The sequence below is a fragment of the Candidatus Electronema sp. JM genome, from assembly GCF_048287415.1.
GTDB lineage: Bacteria > Desulfobacterota > Desulfobulbia > Desulfobulbales > Desulfobulbaceae > Electronema.
Genome location: NZ_JBLWEN010000008.1, coordinates 21,311 through 37,390 on the forward strand (window position 1 = coordinate 21,311; position 16,080 = coordinate 37,390).

Sequence of the window (16,080 nt, forward strand, 5' to 3'; positions counted from 1 at the left end):
GGCCCGAATATAACATGCCCGAATTCAAAACCCTGCTCTCGGTTGCCCGCAGCTATCTTCAGGATGTTGATCTGAGTCCGCTGGAGCGGGCCTACACCTTTGCCTGCGAGCGGCACAAAGAGCAGCTCCATCTCTCTGGCGAGCCGTACAAAGCGCATATTCTTGACGTGGCCACCACCATCGCTTCAATGAAGCTGGACATGGTGACCATCGCCGCCGGGTTGCTGCATGGAACAATCCGGCACAGCCGCACCACGCCGGAGGAATTGGCGGCGCAGTTCGGCCCTGAGGTCGCCAACGTCGTCAGCGGCGCGACCAAGATCACCAATGTCCGCTACGACTCCAGCCTGGCGCATCAGGCCGAGAACATGCGCAGGCTCTTCCTGGCGATGAGCGCGGACATCCGCGTCCTCCTCGTCCGGCTGGCCGACCGCCTGCATGACATGCTCGGGCTGCACAACGCGGAGGAGGAGCGGCGGCGGCAGGTGGCGCGGGAGACCATGGATCTCTACGCCCCCTTAGCCAGCCGTCTCGGCATAGACTGGCTCAAGCGGCAGCTTGAAGACCTTTCCTTCCAGCACCTTTTTCCGGCGGAATACGCCGCGCTGACCAAGCATATCGAAAGCACCCTCGGCGAGCGCGAGAAGTACGTGGAGGAAGTCATCGCCATCCTGCGCGGCAAGCTCAAGGCGGCGGGCATCACGCCGCTGCGGGTGCTGGGCAGGCCCAAGCATCTCTACTCCATCTACAAGAAGCTGGTGGTGCAGAACATCCCGGTCGAGCAGGTCTATGACAAGGTGGCCTTCCGCATCATCGTCAGCACCGTGCATGAGTGCTATGCGGCTCTTGGCACCATCCACGGCAGCTGGACACCAGTGCCTGGCCGGATCAAGGACTTCATTTCCGCGCCCAAGTCAAATAACTATCAGTCGCTGCACACCTCGGTGGTCGGGCCGGGCGGCCATTTCATGGAGATACAGATCCGCACCAAGGAGATGGACGAGGTGGCGCAGGAGGGCGTGGCCGCGCATTGGGCCTACAAAGAAGGGCAGAAGATCAGCCGGGACGACGCGCGTCTCATGCAGGAGCTGAAACGGCTGGTGCAGGGCTTGCAGGAGGTCGAAGATCCGGTCGAGTTCTTAGACACCGTGCGCGGCGAGCTGTACGACCCGGATATTTATGTCCTCACCCCGACCGGCGAGGTGCGCGAGCTGCCGCGCAGTGCCACGCCGATAGATTTCGCCTATGCCATCCACACTTCGATCGGCGATCGCTGCGCCGGAGCGCGGGTGAATGGCCGCATCGTCCCGCTCAAGCACGAGCTGCAAAACGGCGACATTGTCGAGATCGTCACTGCCAAAGAGCCGCATCCCAAGCAGGCGTGGCTGCACATGGCCAAGACCAGCCGGGCCAAAGCGAGAATCCGGCAGTGGCTGCGCAAGGAGGAGAAGGCCCGCGCCTTGGAGCTGGGCCGGGAAATCTGCGAGCGCGAGCTGAAAATCCGCGAGACCAGTCTGAAGAAGCTGATCAAGAGCGGCCAGCTCCGCCTGCTGCTGACCAAGCTGCGGGCGGTCTCGCTCGACGACATGCTGACCAAGGTCGGCGCGGGCGAAGTGACCGTGCCGCAGCTCGAACGCGCCCTGCTGCCCGACGAGCAGATCAAGGCCGAAGAGACCAAGCGGCAGGAGGCCGAGCTGCTGGAGAAAGTCGAGAAGGCGGAGAGCAAAGCCAGCAAACCGGTGCCTGCTGGGCGCGGGGCCGTGCAGATTGACGGCATCGGCGATCTGCTGATTAAAATCAGCCAGTGCTGCCGCCCGGTGCCGGGCGACGAGATCATCGGCTACATCACCACTGGCAGCGGCGTGGCTGTACACAAGGCCAAATGCCCCAGCCTGCTCACGGCGGAGCCGGAACGTCTGCTCGACGTGCAGTGGTCAGGCAGCACCACCGTACCGCACCGTGCCGAGCTGCTCCTCAAGGCGCATGACCGCAAGAACCTGCTTGCCGACATCAGCTCGGCCATATCCAGCGATGACGCGAACATCATTGAGATGAACTCGCGCACCAGAGCCGACAACATCGCCGAGTTTCGGGTGCTGGTCGAGGTCAGCGGCCTTGACCAACTCCACCGTCTGCAAGTCCATCTCAGCCAGCTGCCGAGCGTGACCGAAGTGCGCCGGGGCGGGCGGGCATGAGGGAAATCTGCTGCGGAGTCTGCGGCAATGAGGTGGAACTGGGACTGCGCCGCTGTCCTTTTTGCGAGTCCGCGTTGGAGATATTTCTGCCCGGCCAGCTTGATCTGCATAAAATTGTCAATCTCAAGCAGGGAATGCCCACGGTCGAGCAGGCCCTGTTCCGCCTTGACCGCGAGCTGATGCAGGCCAGGCTTGAGCATCGCCGGGTGCTGACTTTGATCCACGGTTACGGCTCCAGCGGCGCGGGCGGCTTCATCCGCCAGGAAGTGCGCGACCGCCTGCTCTATCTCCAGCACCGGGGAGGCATCAGCGCAGTTGTCTTTGGCGAGGACTTCAGCACCCGCAGCGGGCCAGGCCGCGACCTCCTCCTCCGTTTTCCCGCGCTCCGCCAGCACCACGACCTGAACCGGGGCAATCCGGGCATTACTTTGGCGATGGTTGCTGATATCAAAGCAGGATAACTAAACAGCACTAAATTCAGTTTCGCTGCACATCAAGCGAGAAACAGAGATGCCCGAACCGTTGCTCGATATAATCAAGCAGAGTGTAGATGAGCAGGACAACCCCGATCATCTCTAAGAATTCCTCTATCGTGAACAGCACAATATAGGTGAGGGTGTAATAGCTATGCAACTCAGCCTCTCTTCCGCCGAGCATATCAAACCCTACTGCTCCGATCAAAAAAATACTCGCGGAAAGTATCAGAAGAACGGTTGTTTTGCGGGGCAGGCTAAGAATAAAACGAAAATAGAGCAGTCCCAAGATGATCATCAAGATGCTGTAGGGAATGATCCAAGGGAAATAGAGCAATCCGCTTGCCTTAACAAACCCTGTTGATTTAATGCATTCCTCTGTGTAATTACTAAGTCTTTCATGCAGGACAAAGGATTCATCTAAGGAGAGAAAAAGAAAAACAGCGGCAAGACCGAGCCAGTAATGACGCTTCTTTCCCTGCTTTTCCTCTAACGAGGAGATACATAAAAAGAGAAGGGAAGAGACGAAGAGGGCGAAGCCTGAATATAAGGAAGGGATATTTTTTTCTATATCTAAATCAACATATCCTGTAATCCATCTCAATTCCTGATTTCCAGTATAGAAAAGAACTGTCTGGGCTATACAGTGCAGCACGGTCAACATGATGACAAATTCCAGAAACAAGAGAGCTGTTTCACGGGATTTAATTTTTAGCTGAAACATAGATAGAACCATAATCTGAAAGTAACTGAAAAGGAAAAGTAACTACCTTCCCATTATGGATGCAACTTGACTGCTGAAAAAAGGCCGCAATTTATAGAATAGCAACATTTTTTACAGTAAAAAAACGGCATGATAATGCAGATACAAACAGATGATACTGAAAGCAGTTTTTTGCTTCACTTCAATAGGCAGTAGAGAGTTACAAGGAAAGAAGAACCGTTTGTGCCGAGTCTACTGTCTCCTTTTTGATAGTTCCTGAACTCTCAAAAAAGGAGACAGTTAATAGCCCCTGTCTGGCGCAGAGCCTACGCCTATAATAACCTCCCCCGGTATTTAAACTACTCAATAAGTCACTATCCTTACATGGGGTACAACCTCAGACTTTCCAGATAGCTCCTTATTGTCATACGCCGGTAGGCTTAATCGTGGTTAGTAGCCATAGGGATTATTATTGTAGTAAGGTGCCCCATAAGTTGTTCCGGGTACTGTTGCGGGTGCTGTTGCAGGTGCTCCATAAGTTCTGGGTACTCCATAAACTCCGGGTACTGCATAAGCTCCGCGATATTCGTAGCGGCTATCGCGATAACCATAACGACCATCATCACTATAGTAAGCTCCTGGATAAATGCCGCTATATCCATAGCGGCTGCCGTATCCATAGCCACCCCCGTATCCATAGCCACCTTCGTATCTGCTGCCATATCCACTGCCGTAAGCAGTCGCGAAGAGTGCCAGTACGAGGAACGATCCAACCAAGGTGATAGCTGCTGTTGTCTTTTTCATGAGTAAGCCTCCTTTTGTGGGTTGTTAAAACAAAACGAATTGCGTTGATGATTACAAGATAGCAACGAAAAGATTAACGGAAGATTAATTTAACAATGGTTTGGTGATTTTTTTCTTGCATCGGACAGTTTTGACGAGCTAACTTTCCGAAATAATTATATTAATAAATTATTTAACTGCTGCTGGCAACTTGAAGTTGTAAAAAAATACGTTACTGACAGTTTTTCGTGTTGGATATAAAGGAAAAGGTGCTGTTGAATTTTATTCAACAGCAGGCAGCAGCTTTGGTTGTTGCATAACGGACAGGAGAACATTCATGAGCGCAGTCATTGCAGCAATCTGCATCAGCACAAAGAAAGACGGAGCGAAAAAGCCGGTGGCGCAGGCGGAATTTCAGGTCGGCTTCGGCATAGCCGGGGACGCGCACGGCGGCGACTGGCACCGGCAGGTTTCCTTGCTGGCCGGGGGAGCATTGATGCCGTGATAGAGAAGCTGCCACAGCTTAAAGACGGCGCGTTTGCTGAGAACATCATCACGCGCGGCTTGAATCTGGCGGCGATCAAGGTCGGAGAACGCCTGTGCCTTGGCAGCGAGATTGGTCAACCAACCCAGTTTTCTTCTGAGGCACATCAGGTGTAACTTTCTCCCTCCGCTCGAAATGACGGAAAGAAGGATCAGCTTTATTTGCTGAAAAAATTGATCCACGCTGAGGTTTTTTCCAAGGCCCAATCTTTGGGCGGCAGGTGCGGCTGGTTGGCAAGGCTGCGCAGTGTGGTTTGCGGCGCAAGGCATTCGTACACCCGCACCCAGAAGCAGCGGCGGCTGGGATGCACCTCGCAGAAGCCGAAGCGGCTGCCGCCGCAAGGGCCATTCGTCAGCCGTTTGGGACAGCCTGACTGCGGGCAGAGAAAGGCGGAGTGCGACAGCGTGCAGTCGCCGCACATCCTGCACTGAAAAAGCAGCCGCTTGACTGTTCGTTCCAGCAGGGTCAGGGCGGTGGCGCGGCGTTCTCCTTTGGCGCAGAAGCGGCAGAAACGACCGAACAATTTGCTGATCCAAGTCTGGCGGCTGAACAGCAGATGCTGGCTGAAGGCGGGCAATTGCGCCCGGCCTGATTTGCAGCCGGGCTGAAGCGGGGTTTCTGTCAGCTCGCCATTTTCCCGGCGGCAGAAAAAACTCCACGTGTTCTGCACAGAAAAATCGCAAACAACATCGGGAAGTTCGCTCGCTTGCTCCCACTGCGCGAAACGGTCCAGCACATAGCTGACTTCCTCGAAACGCAGTGCGCTGCCGCCAAGATGCACCCCTTGACAGCCCATGCGCTTCAAGCGGACCAGCATGGCTGCGGCCCGGTCGAGGCGGGCGCGGCTGTGGCCTGCGGCAGCTTCCTGCTCCATTTGGGCTGTAAGCTCCTGCGCCAGCAGCACACCCGGCACCTTGCCTGCGGCCATAGCCCGCGCTGTGGCCAAGGAAGGAATGAAGACATTGGCCAGCACCGGCAGGCGGATTTGTTCCCGCTGGAGGAAGAGCATCAGCTCCTCGAAGCGGCGCAGGTCAAAACCAAGCTGGCTGACGATGAAGTCCGCCCCGGCCCGCACTTTGCGCAGAAGATTGACATACTGCCAGACCTGCTCGGCCTCAGTTGCCTTGAAGGGCGAAACCACGCAGCCTTTGAAGAGGCGGAGCTGGGGCTGTTCCCGGCTGAGAACGCAGCCGCCCGGCTGCTGCCCGCTCTCCATCTCACGCATGAGCTGAAGGGTCTGAATGCTGTCCACATCAAAAACCGGACGGGCTTGGCCGCAATAACCCGAATTGGGAAAATCGCCGCCCATCACTAACAGCGAACGCAGGCCCAGCCGCTGATACAAATAAATATGGCTGACGATCTGGCTGCGGTTTTTGTCCTTGAGCGAGAAATGAATCAGCGGCTCAATGCCGAGCTTCAGCAGCTCTTCTCCAATGGCCACCGGCGCAAGCGAGGCACTGCCGCCCGGATTGTCGGTGACAGACAATGCCTTGATTCTGCCGTCCGCCTTGGCGGCGCAGGCGAATTCAAGCAGTTGTTCAATCTGCCTGCCGCAGCAGCCTCGACCGGCAACCAGCTCGTAGGTGAAGGTGAATTCGTCGGGATTATTGAGCGAAGTGCGGAGCATGATGCAGGCTCAGAAAAACGCAACAGGAAGGGGAACAGCGAATAACTACGGAAGATGCGGCGGAACACGACGGCGGGATGCGGCAATTTTTTGGTGGAGCTAAGCGGGATCGAACCGCTGACCTCTTGAATGCCATTCAAGCGCTCTCCCAGCTGAGCTATAGCCCCTCCAAACGCGGGCTATATTAGCCTGCACCCAGCCTCTCTGTCAAGCGGCAAAATGCGGCAACGTGAAAAAAAAAGACGGCCTGCTCCGGTCTCGCCCGGAAAGGACTTGCATTTTTCCTGCCGGAGAGGTAAACATAGTGGCTTCATATTTTCATGCGCAAAACCATGCAAGGAGAAAAGGTCATGTCATATCAATGTGAAATTTGCGGTAAAGGGCCAAAAACCGGCAACATCGTCAGCCACGCCCACAACAAGAGCCGTCGGCGCTGGATGCCCAACCTTCAGACCGTCCGCTCAGTGAGCGGCAGCGGTCGCACCGCCCGCATCCGGGTCTGCACCCGCTGCATCCGTTCCGGCGCGGTGGTCAAACCGGCCTGAGCCGTTCAGTGCCGTGGCGAAGGGGGGCGCGGAGAGCAATCTTCCGTCCCTTTTTTTATTTGATGCGAGGTGAGACACGATGAGCGCAGAAGAAGAAATCCGTTTCCTGCCGTTTGAGCAGGCCGCCAAGCTGGTCGGCGCGATTCAAGAAGAAGAGGATGTTGACGATCCAGACCGCCGCATCTTCATGGTTTATTCCAAGGATGACCGGGAGCTGTGCTGGTTTGACTTTGACGAGGTGATGAAAGAGGTCAATCCGGCCAAAGGCGACACAGGGCGGGAGGCCGTGACGGAATATATTCTCCACCGCATTCCCGACTGGGTATTGGAGCTGTGAGCGGCAAAGAAGAGTATTTCCTGTTCCGGCGGGCCGCTGTTCTGTTATACTGACAGCGGCGGCCCTGCTGCCGTATGCCTCATCCGCACTATCGTCCTGCATTCCAGTCATGCTGAAAGCCTATTCCTCCATTCCTGAACGTCTTCATTTAGTCATCACCGGTGAAACGGGCAAGGTGCTGTCCTTGGTGATTGAGCGCGACCGGGCTGCGGCTGTGCTCGGCGGGCTTGTTCTGCTCCTTGTCCTTTTGGCGGCAGGCACTTGGATGGGAGCGCATTTTTTGCTGGAGCGCAACGCCTTGGCGGCCAAAGCAGGCGGACAGGCCAAGGAACTGCAATCCGTTCATGCCGGTTTTGCTGACCAACTGGCTGCGGCGCTGGCTGGGCGGGAAAAAGAATGGCAGGAACAGGCCGCAGCCTATCAGGCTCTTGTCAGCAGGCTGCAAGCGGAGCAAGGCCAGTTCAGCGCAGAGCAAAAGCAGCTCATCTGCCGCTATGAGGAAGAGCTTGCTGCCCTGAGCCAAGCCAGTTCCGCCAAAACGGCGGCACTGCTCTCTGAGCTGGCGCAGGCGCGGCAGGACAAGCAGAAGCTGATCGAGCAGACTGCGGGCCGTTTGGACGAGCGCAGCCGGATGATTGAGACCATGATGAGCGAGATCGGCATTGAGCTGAAGGTCGGCAAAAAAACTGCCGACAGCAGCGGCGGCCCATTTCTTGCCGCAGCAATTGACCGCAAATTCAGCGAGCAGCTCTTGGAACGGAGCGACCGCTATATCAAAGCCATTCAGCAAATGCCGCTTGGCCTGCCGATGCAAGGGCGGATCACCAGCCGTTTCGGTCTCCGCAGCGATCCGTTCAACAATCAGCCCGCCTTTCATGCAGGCATTGACTTCAAGGGCGGCATCGGCGACAATGTCACTGCCACCGCTGACGGCATCGTCAAGGAAACCGGCTTTGATCAGAACGGCTACGGCAGTTATGTCATCATCCGGCATGGCAGCGGTTATCAGACTCTTTTCGGCCACTTGAGCGCGGCTGCGGTCAAACGGGGCGACACGGTCAGGCGGGGTGATGTGGTGGGGCAGATGGGCAGCAGCGGTCGTTCGACCGGCCCGCATCTGCATTATGAGGTGCAGTATCAGGGCAAAGCGGTTGACCCGGAAAAATATCTTTCCGTCGCCGATCTGTCATTTACAGTTCCCATGTGATGGAGTGCGCAATGGGTTTCTTAAGCAAAGGCAAAGAAGAGAAAGCAAAACCAGAACCCGCCGCGCTGCCGCAGCCGGTGGCGGAGAAAAAAATTGTGAAGAATGATAAAGACCCGATAGAAAGTGTGCTGGCCAAGGAAATGGTCATCAAAGGTGAGATGTCGTTCAAAGGCAAGGCACGCTTTGATGGCACGATTGAAGGGAATATCAGCGGCGAGTATCTGATTCTCAGCGAAACTGCCAAAGTGATCGGCAATATTGACGTGGCCACCTTGATTTGTCATGGCAGAGTGGAAGGCAACATCACTGCTGAGATCGTCACCGCTCATGCTTCTTCCTGCATTCACGGCATCCTCAAATCCGAAAATCTTACTGTGGAATCAGGCGCATCTTTGGATGGCGAAATTCATGCCAGCTCCCGCAAACAGGCCAATCCTGACAGAACGGGCAAAATTCTTCTCACCCCGCCGCCTGCTGATCTGGGAGTAAAATAATCCCAAGGCCAATACGGCAGACAAGGCGGAAGCTGTCCTTTTGCACGTTGGACTGCTTCCGCTTTTTTGCTGTGCAATCTCCATCTGTGCCGCCCCCAACCATGCGGAAGACTGATTTAAAAAATTTCACCCAAGACGAGCTGGTTGCTTACGCCGTCTCACTCGGCCAGCCTGCGTTCCGGGGCCGTCAGCTTCTGCCGTGGCTGTACAAACCCGGCATCACCGAGTTCAGCCAGATGACTGATTTGGCCAAAGAGTTCCGGGCGGCACTGGCGGAACAGGCCTGCATGAGCCGTTTTGGCGAGCCGGTTGTGGAACGCTCGGCAGACGGGGCGGTCAAGTTCGGTTTTCGCTTGGAAGACGGCCTGATGATTGAATCCGTCCTGATCCCGGAGGAAGACCGCAACACCCTCTGTGTTTCCTCGCAGGCCGGCTGCGCGATGAAATGCCGCTTCTGCATGACCGGCCAGAACGGTTTCCGCCGCAATCTCAGCCGGGCGGAAATCGTCAATCAAATCTGCGCGGCCCGTGACTGGCTTTTGGTCAACGCAGGCGAAGACGCAGGGCTGAAGCTGGGCCTGACCAATCTGGTCTTCATGGGCATGGGCGAGCCACTCGCCAATTTTGATAATCTGCTCGCCGCACTTTCAATTCTTACGGAGCAGCGCGGCTTGGATTTCTCCGCCCGCCGGATTACGGTCTCCACCTGCGGGCTGGTGCCGCAGATGCTGGAATTGGGCAGGCAGGCCAGCGTCAATTTGGCGGTTTCGCTGCACGCGGCGGACAACGAGACCCGCAGCAGTCTGATGCCAGTCAACGACCGCTGGCCGATTGAGGAGCTGCTGACCGCTTGTAAAAATTATTCCGGCAAGAAACGGCAGCGGATCATGTTTGAATACACCCTGTTTGAGGGCATCAACGACTCTGATGCTGATGCGCGCAAGCTGGCGGCCCTGCTGCGTGAAGTGCCTTGCAAGATCAACCTGCTGGCCATGAACGAATGCCCCGGTCTGCCCTATCACAGCCCGCCCTTTGAGCGGCTGCTCCGCTTCCAAAAAATCCTCATGGATGCGTACTACACCGTTTTCATCCGCAAAAGCCGGGGCGCGGACATCTCCGCCGCCTGCGGCCTGCTGGCCGACAGAACAGCCTGAACTCTTCCGCTTGGTGGCTTATGGAAACCATTCCCTGCGATTTCACCATCTTCGGCGTGCTGGGCGATTTGTCCCAGCGCAACCTGCTGCCCTCGCTCTATCAGCTCGAAAAAGCGGACCTGCTCCACCCGGAGACCCGCGTCATCGGTGTGGCCCGGCATGACCTCAGCCAAGAGGCCTTCATAGAGGAGATTCGCGGCAAGCTCCAGGCCTTTGTCCGCGAGCCGCTGGAGACCGAGCCGACCGAGCGGCTGCTGGCCAAGATGCGCTATGTGCTGGTCAACCTGGATGTGCCGGAAGAATATAAGCGGCTGGTCGGGCTGGTGGATCCGCAGCAGCGGGTTTTGGTCAGCTATTTGTCTGTGGCTCCTACGCTTTTCGGGGCGATCTGCACCGGCTTGGAGCAGGCCGGATTAGTCACGCCGAACACGCGGGTGGTCTTAGAAAAGCCGATAGGGCGCAATCTGGCGACTTCACAGGAAATCAACGATCTGGTGGCCAGAGTTTTCAGCGAGCGGCAGGTCTATCGCATTGATCACTATTTGGGCAAGGAAACGGTGATGAACCTGCTTGCCCTGCGCTTCGCCAACTCCATTTTTACCACCAACTGGGATCACAACACCATTGATCACGTGCAGATCACCGTGGCCGAAGAGGTGGGCATCGGCAGCCGCTGGGGCTATTTTGATCAGGCGGGCCAGCTCCGCGACATGGTGCAGAACCACCTGATGCAAATCCTCACCCTTGTGGCGATGGAGCCTCCGGTCAATCTGCACGACGACAGCCTGCGTAATGAAAAACTGAAGGTGCTCAAGGCACTGCGCCCGATCACCGCCAAAAACATCGACAAGCGGGTGGTGCGCGGTCAGTACGGGCCGGGCTTCATCAAAGGCAAGGCGGTGCCGGGCTATCTGGAAGAGCATGGCGGCCATCCTGCCTCCAGCACGGAAACTTTTGTCGCCATCCGGGTGGACATAGACAACTGGCGCTGGGCCGGGGTGCCTTTTTATTTGCGCACCGGCAAGGCGATGGCCTGCAAACGGTCGGAGGTGGTGATCAACTACAAACCGCTGCCGCACAACATTTTTTTCAATTCCTCCCGCAGCCTGCCTGCCAACAAGCTGATCATCCGCCTTCAGCCGGACGAGGGCGTGGAGATCGAGATGCTCAACAAGGTGCCGGGCCTCAGCGACGGTCTCCGCCTCCAGCGCACCATGCTGGATCTCAGTTTTTCCGAAGCCTTTGGCAAGGAACGCATCGCCGGGGCCTATGAACGCCTGATCTTGGAAGTGATGCAGGGCAAGCAGGCTCTGTTCATCTGCCGCGAGGAGGTGGAAAGTTCGTGGCACTGGATTGATTCCATCCAAGCGGCTTGGGCTAAAACCAACGAGCCGCCTAAGCCCTATCCGGCGGGCAGCTGGGGGCCGGTGGCCTCGGTGGCCCTGCTGGCGCGGGATGAGCGGGAGTGGGAGGAGTGAGCAGGTGTTTTTGAGGATACACGAAAAATGAAAATTTGTCCTAAATGCAGGCGGCAGGGCGATGACACGCAGTGCAGCGCCTGCAATATTGTTTTTGCGGAATATGAGCGGCGGAAGCAGGAGCAGACCGGCCAAGTTTATCGACTGATCAGCGCGGGCGAGCTGGAAAAAGCTAAAGAACTGGCGCAGAGCCTGTCGAATGAATTCCCGGACAGCAAAGGCGACTTCATCCTCCTGATTTCCAATATCAACCGCGACCTCAACATCGCGGGCAAATACCTTCAGGCGCAGGAGCTGTTCAATAAAGGCAGCTATAATGAAGCCATTTCTTTGCTGCGCAACCTCAAGGCTTTTGATCCGGGGCTGGCGGAAAAAATCCTCACCCTGCGCCGCCGCGCCGAGCGGAATATCGGTAACAGCAGCAAATTCGAGCAGGCTGCCGCGTTGTTCGAGCAGAAACAGTATGGCGCGGCTAAAGCTCTGCTCCTGCAAATCAGCGGCGACAGCCACAGCAAGGATGAGGCGCAAAAATTGCTTGCCGCAATTGAGGAAATTAAGGCGGGCTTGCTGCGGGAAATCACCGACTGCTTCAGCCGGAGCCTGTTCAATGCAGCCCGCGAACGCCTTGCGAACTTAATCAGCATTTTTCCCGAAGCAGAGCAGGAGCAGACCGCGCTGGTCATCCTGCTTGAACGGCGCAAGGAAATCAGCGCGAAGCTGACCGCTGCCGCTCAGAAGGCCAAGGAGGAAAAACGCTTCTTGGAAGCCAAGGTGCTGTACGCCTTTCTTATCTGGCAGGATCAAGAATTGCGGGCGACGCTGCGGCCTCAATTAGAAGCTCTGGGCGCAGCGCCGATGATCAGTCTGGCTGACTGCGGCCACGATGAATTGAGTGCGTGGAACGCGACAGGGCTTCAGGTCACGGAAGAAGGCTTTCTCAAACGTGAACCGGCTGGCCAGAGCAGCAAGGCCGACGTGAAAATTGCTCCGGTGCTAATCAGCCTGCCTTCATTGCCAGATGTCATCTGTGCGCCGATGGATATTGACGGCGAGGCAATCCAAGATTTTGCCTGAACGCTCAGTCGTCCTCCTCATCATCGTCTGCAACCATATCCGCCGCCTCCGCCAAACCGCCGCCGAGGGCATCAAAGAAGTCTTTGTCGTTATCCTCCTCGCTCTCCGGCGGCTTCGCTCCGACATATTTATCATTAGCCCACCAGCCCTGCTTGCTCAGTCCTTTGGCTGAAGTGAGCGAGCCTTTGCCCTGCCGTTTGTCGTCCTGCCAGCTGCCGGTGTAGGTGTCGCCGTCCGGGTCGGTGAAGCTGCCTTCGCCATGCCGGAGGCCGTTCTTCCATTTGCCTTTATACACGGAGCCGTCCGGGTAGGCGCAGGTGCCGTAGCCGTTCTCCACATTGTCACGCCAGGTGCCGGAATATTTTCTGCCGTCGGCATAGGTGCAGGTGCCTTGGCCGTGCTTTTTGTCTTCCAACCAGTCGCCTTTATACACGGTGCCGTTCGGGAATGACAACGTGCCCTCGCCGTGCATGAAGCCGCCCTGCCAGTCGCCTTCATAAACCGTGCCGTCGGGCATGGTCAGCGTGCCATGTCCTTCCATGAAACCACGCAGCCACTGGCCCGCATAGACATTGCCAGACAGGAAGGTGAAGACCCCGGAGCCGTGCCGTTTGCCGTGCTGAAACTGCCCGTCGTAGCGTTCGCCATCAGCAGAGACATACACCCCGCGTCCGTGCATCCGGTCATTGCGCCACTCGCCGGTGTATTTGCTGCCGCTGACAGCGGTGTAGGTGCCGGAGCCGTGCTTGCCGCCGTTCACCCATTCGCCGCTGTAGCGGTCGCCGCCAGCATGGGCGTATGCGCCGTAGCCGTGCCGCATGTCTCTGGCCCATTCGCCGCTGTATTCGTCGCCGCCGGGATAAAGATAGGTGCCTTTGCCGTGCCGAAGGTCCTCGCGCCACTCGCCGTCGTACTTGGAGCCGTCAGGATAGGTGCAGACACCTTGGCCATGCCGGAGATTGTTTTTCCAAGAGCCGGTGTAGCTGCTGCCGTCGGCATAAGTGCAGCTCCCCCAGCCGTTCCGTTGATCGTCCGCCCATTTGCCGATGTATTTGGAACCATCTGTTCCGCTGAACACCCCGTGGCCATGCCGCTTGTCTTTCTCAAACGCGCCAAAATATTTGGTGCCGTCGGCAAAAAAGATCGTGCCTTGACCGTGGCGGACATCGTCTTTCCATGAACCGGCATACTTCGTGCCGTCGCGCAGCGTCAGGCTGCCTTGGCCGTGCCTGCGGTTATCCTGCCATTCACCGTCGTATTTGGACCCGTCAGCAGCCAGAAGAATGCCGTGGCCCTGCCGCAGCCCCAGCCGCCAGCCGCCGTCATAGACTGAGCCGTCCATGCTGGTGAAGACCCCGTTGCCATGCCGCTCGTCCTCCAGCCACTCGCCGTGGTATTTGCCAGAGCATTCCAAGCAGCCTTTGCCGCTTCGTTTGCCCTCGCGCCACTGGCCTGTGTAGCTGTTGCCGATGGTGTCAAGGAAGGTGCCTTCGCCGTGCCGCTGATCGTGCCGCCATTCTCCCTCATACTGGCTGCCGTCGGGATAGATGCAGAGACCGTGGCCATGCCGCCTGCCGTCTTCAGACAGCTGGCCGATGTACCGCTCTTTGCTGGTGCAGGTGATTTCTTGTGCCATCTCAGGAATGCCGCCGTTGTCATGCCGCTGAGGGCAGCCCGTGCTTCCCTCGGTTCGCGGAAATTATCTCAGCTCCCGGCGATTTATTCAAGAAGAAGAAGGAAAGTTGTTAAGATTTACGAGATAAATATAGAAGTTACGCAGTTGAAATATGAAATTTAATTATTACAGCAAATTAACTTTCAACGGTTCGAGTCGCCAGTTGAACGAAATCAACGGGTTGTAACCTCAAGTAACCTCAAGTGCATAATTCCTAACGAAATGAATTTTCCTGAAAAATACCGCTCCCAGAAAAATGAGACGACTGCCGTTTCAGGAGCAATCTCGTCAACCCCGTACATTTCGTTTCATCATCGCTGTTTACTTCATCCGCCGACAGAGGTATTTTTATCTTGTTTCCCAGCGTTGCGCAGCAGAGACAGCAAGACAATTCAACGGAGGCGGCTCTCATGAACATTTTCAATGCGATAATCACTGGTCTCACGATTGTGATCAAGAAGATCGGGATTGGCTTCAAGGCTGTTATGACTGGCCTGAAAATAGCGATCACCTCGGTAATTGACTTCATTGCCAGCGTGATCACAGCCATTGTCAATGCAATTATCTCGGCCATCAAATGGGTTCTGACCCAGATTGTCAATCTCATCCACTTACTTTTCAGGACATATTTGCGGCTTGAAGCTGGCTGTGTGCCGCCAGTGGAGAAATTCGCTGGCTTGATGATCAGGCTGCGCTGGGGATTTGTTATCTTGTCTGGATTGTATGCGGTTTACAAATATCTTGGCATCACTGCTTTGCTCGTGGCGATAGCTGTTTGCGTGGTTTTAGTCGTAATCGGTTATTCGGAAGCGGAGAAGGAGGAAGAAAAATGGAATTTATTAGTAAAATTAATAATATAATAAATGTAAATTTAAAGTATTTAATACGATTATTGGTGTTATTATGTTCAGCGTATTTTTTATATATAAAACATATAAATTCAATCCCTGATGGCTTTATTGATTACAATGAATGGATAGAAAGAACAAGAAAGTAATTGTTTCTTTATAGTTCAATGTTTTTATCACATATCCCCTCCAGCCCGCTTGCTGAAAAATAGGATAACTGCCGTTTCAGCAGCAAGTTAGTCAGCCTGCCCTGGCAGGCCGCAGCGGAAAGACTTGATAGCTCGCCCGATAATTGTATATACTTGGATATACAAGCTGCAAACTCAACCTATGAGGTGTGCTATGTTGTCCAGAGTCCAGAAATGGGGGAACAGTCAAGGGATACGCATTCCTAAAAATCTGCTTGAACATTCCAGAATCAAGATCGGCGAAGATGTGGACATCACCGTTCAAGAAGGGAAAATCGTTGTCGAGCCAGTTAATAAAATACGTGGTAAATATGATATCCATGATCTGGCAGGCAGAATGCCGCAGCAATGCGCTCTGGATGAAGAAGACTGGGGACTTGCTGTTGGGCGCGAGGAATGGTGATGGCGCAGTATATTCCAGAGAAAGGAGATTTCATTGCCTTGACCTTTGATCCGCAATCTGGACACGAGCAAAAAGGCCGAAGGCCAGCCTTGGTTGTCAGCAACAAGGTGTTCAATAAGGCGACTGGGCTTGCCATTGTCTGTCCCGTCACCAACACAGATCGTGGCATTCCTTTTCATGTCGTCGTTCCCGCAGAATCTTCATTAACCGGCTATGTGATGGTTGAACAGGTCAAATCAATTGACTACAGAAGCCGTTATGCCAAATTGATAGAAAAGGCACCGGACAGCACGTTGACAGAAGTTCTCGCCATATTGGATGCCTGCATCTATCAGGATGCCTAATCGCC

The 16,080-nt window shown here is 55.6% G+C and carries 18 protein-coding genes and 1 tRNA gene; 14 read left to right on the plus strand and 5 right to left on the minus strand.

The features are described 5' to 3' along the window. The first annotated feature begins 14 nt into the window (after positions 1–14). Together ACNKH6_RS01715 and ACNKH6_RS01720 are read left to right on the plus strand one after the other, a co-directional pair. Positions 15–2,195, plus strand: coding sequence for a RelA/SpoT family protein (locus tag ACNKH6_RS01715; protein WP_417913817.1), 2,181 nt, complete (start codon positions 15–17; stop codon positions 2,193–2,195). Beyond that, positions 2,192–2,656, plus strand: a complete 465-nt coding sequence (locus tag ACNKH6_RS01720; protein WP_417913818.1) for a Smr/MutS family protein — start codon at positions 2,192–2,194, stop codon at positions 2,654–2,656. Before ACNKH6_RS01715 ends, ACNKH6_RS01720 begins: the two co-directional genes overlap by 4 nt. Positions 2,657–2,672: 16 nt before the next feature. Here ACNKH6_RS01720 and ACNKH6_RS01725 read toward each other — a convergent pair whose 3' ends face one another. Beyond that, positions 2,673–3,332 carry a peptidase M48 Ste24p gene (locus tag ACNKH6_RS01725; protein ID WP_417913819.1) on the minus strand — a complete coding sequence of 220 codons (660 nt, stop codon included), beginning with the start codon at positions 3,330–3,332 and terminating at the stop codon, positions 2,673–2,675. 489 nt (positions 3,333–3,821) lie between these two features. Further along, positions 3,822–4,175 (minus strand): hypothetical protein, encoded by a 354-nt coding sequence (locus ACNKH6_RS01730; RefSeq protein WP_417913820.1) that lies wholly within the window; start codon positions 4,173–4,175, stop codon positions 3,822–3,824. Between the two features lie 316 nt (positions 4,176–4,491). On the opposite strand from ACNKH6_RS01730, the gene ACNKH6_RS01735 reads away from it, so the two are divergent. Both ACNKH6_RS01735 and ACNKH6_RS01740 read left to right on the plus strand, forming a co-directional pair. After that, positions 4,492–4,659 carry a hypothetical protein gene (locus tag ACNKH6_RS01735; protein ID WP_417913821.1) on the plus strand — a complete coding sequence of 56 codons (168 nt, stop codon included), beginning with the start codon at positions 4,492–4,494 and terminating at the stop codon, positions 4,657–4,659. Next, positions 4,656–4,814, plus strand: a complete 159-nt coding sequence (locus ACNKH6_RS01740) for a hypothetical protein (protein WP_417913822.1) — start codon at positions 4,656–4,658, stop codon at positions 4,812–4,814. The genes ACNKH6_RS01735 and ACNKH6_RS01740 overlap by 4 nt, the downstream gene beginning before the upstream one ends. Positions 4,815–4,855: 41 nt before the next feature. On the opposite strand, the gene ACNKH6_RS01745 is transcribed toward ACNKH6_RS01740, so the two are convergent. Both ACNKH6_RS01745 and ACNKH6_RS01750 read right to left on the minus strand, forming a co-directional pair. After that, positions 4,856–6,328, minus strand: coding sequence for a methylenetetrahydrofolate reductase C-terminal domain-containing protein (locus tag ACNKH6_RS01745; RefSeq protein WP_417913823.1), 1,473 nt, complete (start codon positions 6,326–6,328; stop codon positions 4,856–4,858). 91 nt (positions 6,329–6,419) lie between these two features. Continuing rightward, a tRNA-Ala gene (locus ACNKH6_RS01750) sits at positions 6,420–6,495 on the minus strand. Between the two features lie 183 nt (positions 6,496–6,678). On the opposite strand from ACNKH6_RS01750, the gene rpmB reads away from it, so the two are divergent. The 7 genes from rpmB (at position 6,679) to ACNKH6_RS01785 (ending at position 12,617) form a co-directional block, all read left to right on the plus strand. Then, the gene (gene rpmB / locus ACNKH6_RS01755; protein WP_417913824.1) at positions 6,679–6,873 is read left to right on the plus strand and encodes a 50S ribosomal protein L28; all 195 of its coding nucleotides are present in this window, start codon (positions 6,679–6,681) and stop codon (positions 6,871–6,873) included. A 79-nt stretch (positions 6,874–6,952) separates the two neighbouring features. Next, on the plus strand, positions 6,953–7,210 hold the full coding sequence (locus ACNKH6_RS01760) for a hypothetical protein (RefSeq protein WP_417913825.1): 258 nt from the start codon (positions 6,953–6,955) through the stop codon (positions 7,208–7,210). A gap of 109 nt (positions 7,211–7,319) precedes the next feature. Then, positions 7,320–8,417, plus strand: coding sequence for a peptidoglycan DD-metalloendopeptidase family protein (locus ACNKH6_RS01765; RefSeq protein WP_417913826.1), 1,098 nt, complete (start codon positions 7,320–7,322; stop codon positions 8,415–8,417). A gap of 11 nt (positions 8,418–8,428) precedes the next feature. Continuing rightward, positions 8,429–8,911, plus strand: coding sequence for a bactofilin family protein (locus ACNKH6_RS01770; protein WP_417913827.1), 483 nt, complete (start codon positions 8,429–8,431; stop codon positions 8,909–8,911). 101 nt (positions 8,912–9,012) lie between these two features. Then, the gene (gene rlmN, locus ACNKH6_RS01775; RefSeq protein WP_417913828.1) at positions 9,013–10,065 is read left to right on the plus strand and encodes a 23S rRNA (adenine(2503)-C(2))-methyltransferase RlmN; all 1,053 of its coding nucleotides are present in this window, start codon (positions 9,013–9,015) and stop codon (positions 10,063–10,065) included. A gap of 20 nt (positions 10,066–10,085) precedes the next feature. Then, complete coding sequence (gene zwf, locus ACNKH6_RS01780; protein WP_417913829.1) at positions 10,086–11,543, plus strand: glucose-6-phosphate dehydrogenase; 1,458 nt, start codon at positions 10,086–10,088, stop codon at positions 11,541–11,543. Positions 11,544–11,570: 27 nt separating this feature from the next. Beyond that, the gene (locus ACNKH6_RS01785; RefSeq protein ID WP_417913830.1) at positions 11,571–12,617 is read left to right on the plus strand and encodes a hypothetical protein; all 1,047 of its coding nucleotides are present in this window, start codon (positions 11,571–11,573) and stop codon (positions 12,615–12,617) included. A gap of 4 nt (positions 12,618–12,621) precedes the next feature. Here the strand turns inward: ACNKH6_RS01785 and ACNKH6_RS01790 are convergent, their stop codons facing one another. Then, positions 12,622–14,253, minus strand: a complete 1,632-nt coding sequence (locus tag ACNKH6_RS01790; RefSeq protein ID WP_417913831.1) for an MORN repeat-containing protein — start codon at positions 14,251–14,253, stop codon at positions 12,622–12,624. Between the two features lie 449 nt (positions 14,254–14,702). Here ACNKH6_RS01790 and ACNKH6_RS01795 point away from each other — a divergent pair, with 449 nt between their 5' ends. From ACNKH6_RS01795 to ACNKH6_RS01805, 3 genes are all read left to right on the plus strand, one after another. Continuing rightward, positions 14,703–15,152, plus strand: a complete 450-nt coding sequence (locus ACNKH6_RS01795) for a hypothetical protein (protein WP_417913832.1) — start codon at positions 14,703–14,705, stop codon at positions 15,150–15,152. Positions 15,153–15,482: 330 nt separating this feature from the next. Beyond that, positions 15,483–15,731, plus strand: a complete 249-nt coding sequence (locus ACNKH6_RS01800) for an AbrB/MazE/SpoVT family DNA-binding domain-containing protein (protein ID WP_417913833.1) — start codon at positions 15,483–15,485, stop codon at positions 15,729–15,731. Further along, the gene (locus tag ACNKH6_RS01805) at positions 15,725–16,075 is read left to right on the plus strand and encodes a type II toxin-antitoxin system PemK/MazF family toxin (protein ID WP_417913834.1); all 351 of its coding nucleotides are present in this window, start codon (positions 15,725–15,727) and stop codon (positions 16,073–16,075) included. Before ACNKH6_RS01800 ends, ACNKH6_RS01805 begins: the two co-directional genes overlap by 7 nt. The last annotated feature ends 5 nt before the right edge of the window (positions 16,076–16,080 follow it).

Bases quoted from the DNA above. Each gene is read 5' to 3' on its own strand.
- ACNKH6_RS01745 (WP_417913823.1), bottom strand. From the start codon at position 6,328: ATGCTCCGCACTTCGCTCAATAATCCCGACGAATTCACCTTCACCTAC.
- rpmB (WP_417913824.1), top strand. From the start codon at position 6,679: ATGTCATATCAATGTGAAATTTGCGGTAAAGGGCCAAAAACCGGCAAC.
- ACNKH6_RS01770 (WP_417913827.1), top strand. From the start codon at position 8,429: ATGGGTTTCTTAAGCAAAGGCAAAGAAGAGAAAGCAAAACCAGAACCC.
- zwf (WP_417913829.1), top strand. From the start codon at position 10,086: ATGGAAACCATTCCCTGCGATTTCACCATCTTCGGCGTGCTGGGCGAT.
- ACNKH6_RS01735 (WP_417913821.1), top strand. From the start codon at position 4,492: ATGAGCGCAGTCATTGCAGCAATCTGCATCAGCACAAAGAAAGACGGA.
- ACNKH6_RS01795 (WP_417913832.1), top strand. From the start codon at position 14,703: ATGAACATTTTCAATGCGATAATCACTGGTCTCACGATTGTGATCAAG.
- ACNKH6_RS01785 (WP_417913830.1), top strand. From the start codon at position 11,571: ATGAAAATTTGTCCTAAATGCAGGCGGCAGGGCGATGACACGCAGTGC.
- ACNKH6_RS01800 (WP_417913833.1), top strand. From the start codon at position 15,483: ATGTTGTCCAGAGTCCAGAAATGGGGGAACAGTCAAGGGATACGCATT.
- ACNKH6_RS01765 (WP_417913826.1), top strand. From the start codon at position 7,320: ATGCTGAAAGCCTATTCCTCCATTCCTGAACGTCTTCATTTAGTCATC.
- ACNKH6_RS01725 (WP_417913819.1), bottom strand. From the start codon at position 3,332: ATGTTGACCGTGCTGCACTGTATAGCCCAGACAGTTCTTTTCTATACT.
- ACNKH6_RS01760 (WP_417913825.1), top strand. From the start codon at position 6,953: ATGAGCGCAGAAGAAGAAATCCGTTTCCTGCCGTTTGAGCAGGCCGCC.
- ACNKH6_RS01715 (WP_417913817.1), top strand. From the start codon at position 15: ATGCCCGAATTCAAAACCCTGCTCTCGGTTGCCCGCAGCTATCTTCAG.
- ACNKH6_RS01805 (WP_417913834.1), top strand. From the start codon at position 15,725: ATGGTGATGGCGCAGTATATTCCAGAGAAAGGAGATTTCATTGCCTTG.
- rlmN (WP_417913828.1), top strand. From the start codon at position 9,013: ATGCGGAAGACTGATTTAAAAAATTTCACCCAAGACGAGCTGGTTGCT.
- ACNKH6_RS01720 (WP_417913818.1), top strand. From the start codon at position 2,192: ATGAGGGAAATCTGCTGCGGAGTCTGCGGCAATGAGGTGGAACTGGGA.
- ACNKH6_RS01790 (WP_417913831.1), bottom strand. From the start codon at position 14,253: ATGGCACAAGAAATCACCTGCACCAGCAAAGAGCGGTACATCGGCCAG.
- ACNKH6_RS01730 (WP_417913820.1), bottom strand. From the start codon at position 4,175: ATGAAAAAGACAACAGCAGCTATCACCTTGGTTGGATCGTTCCTCGTA.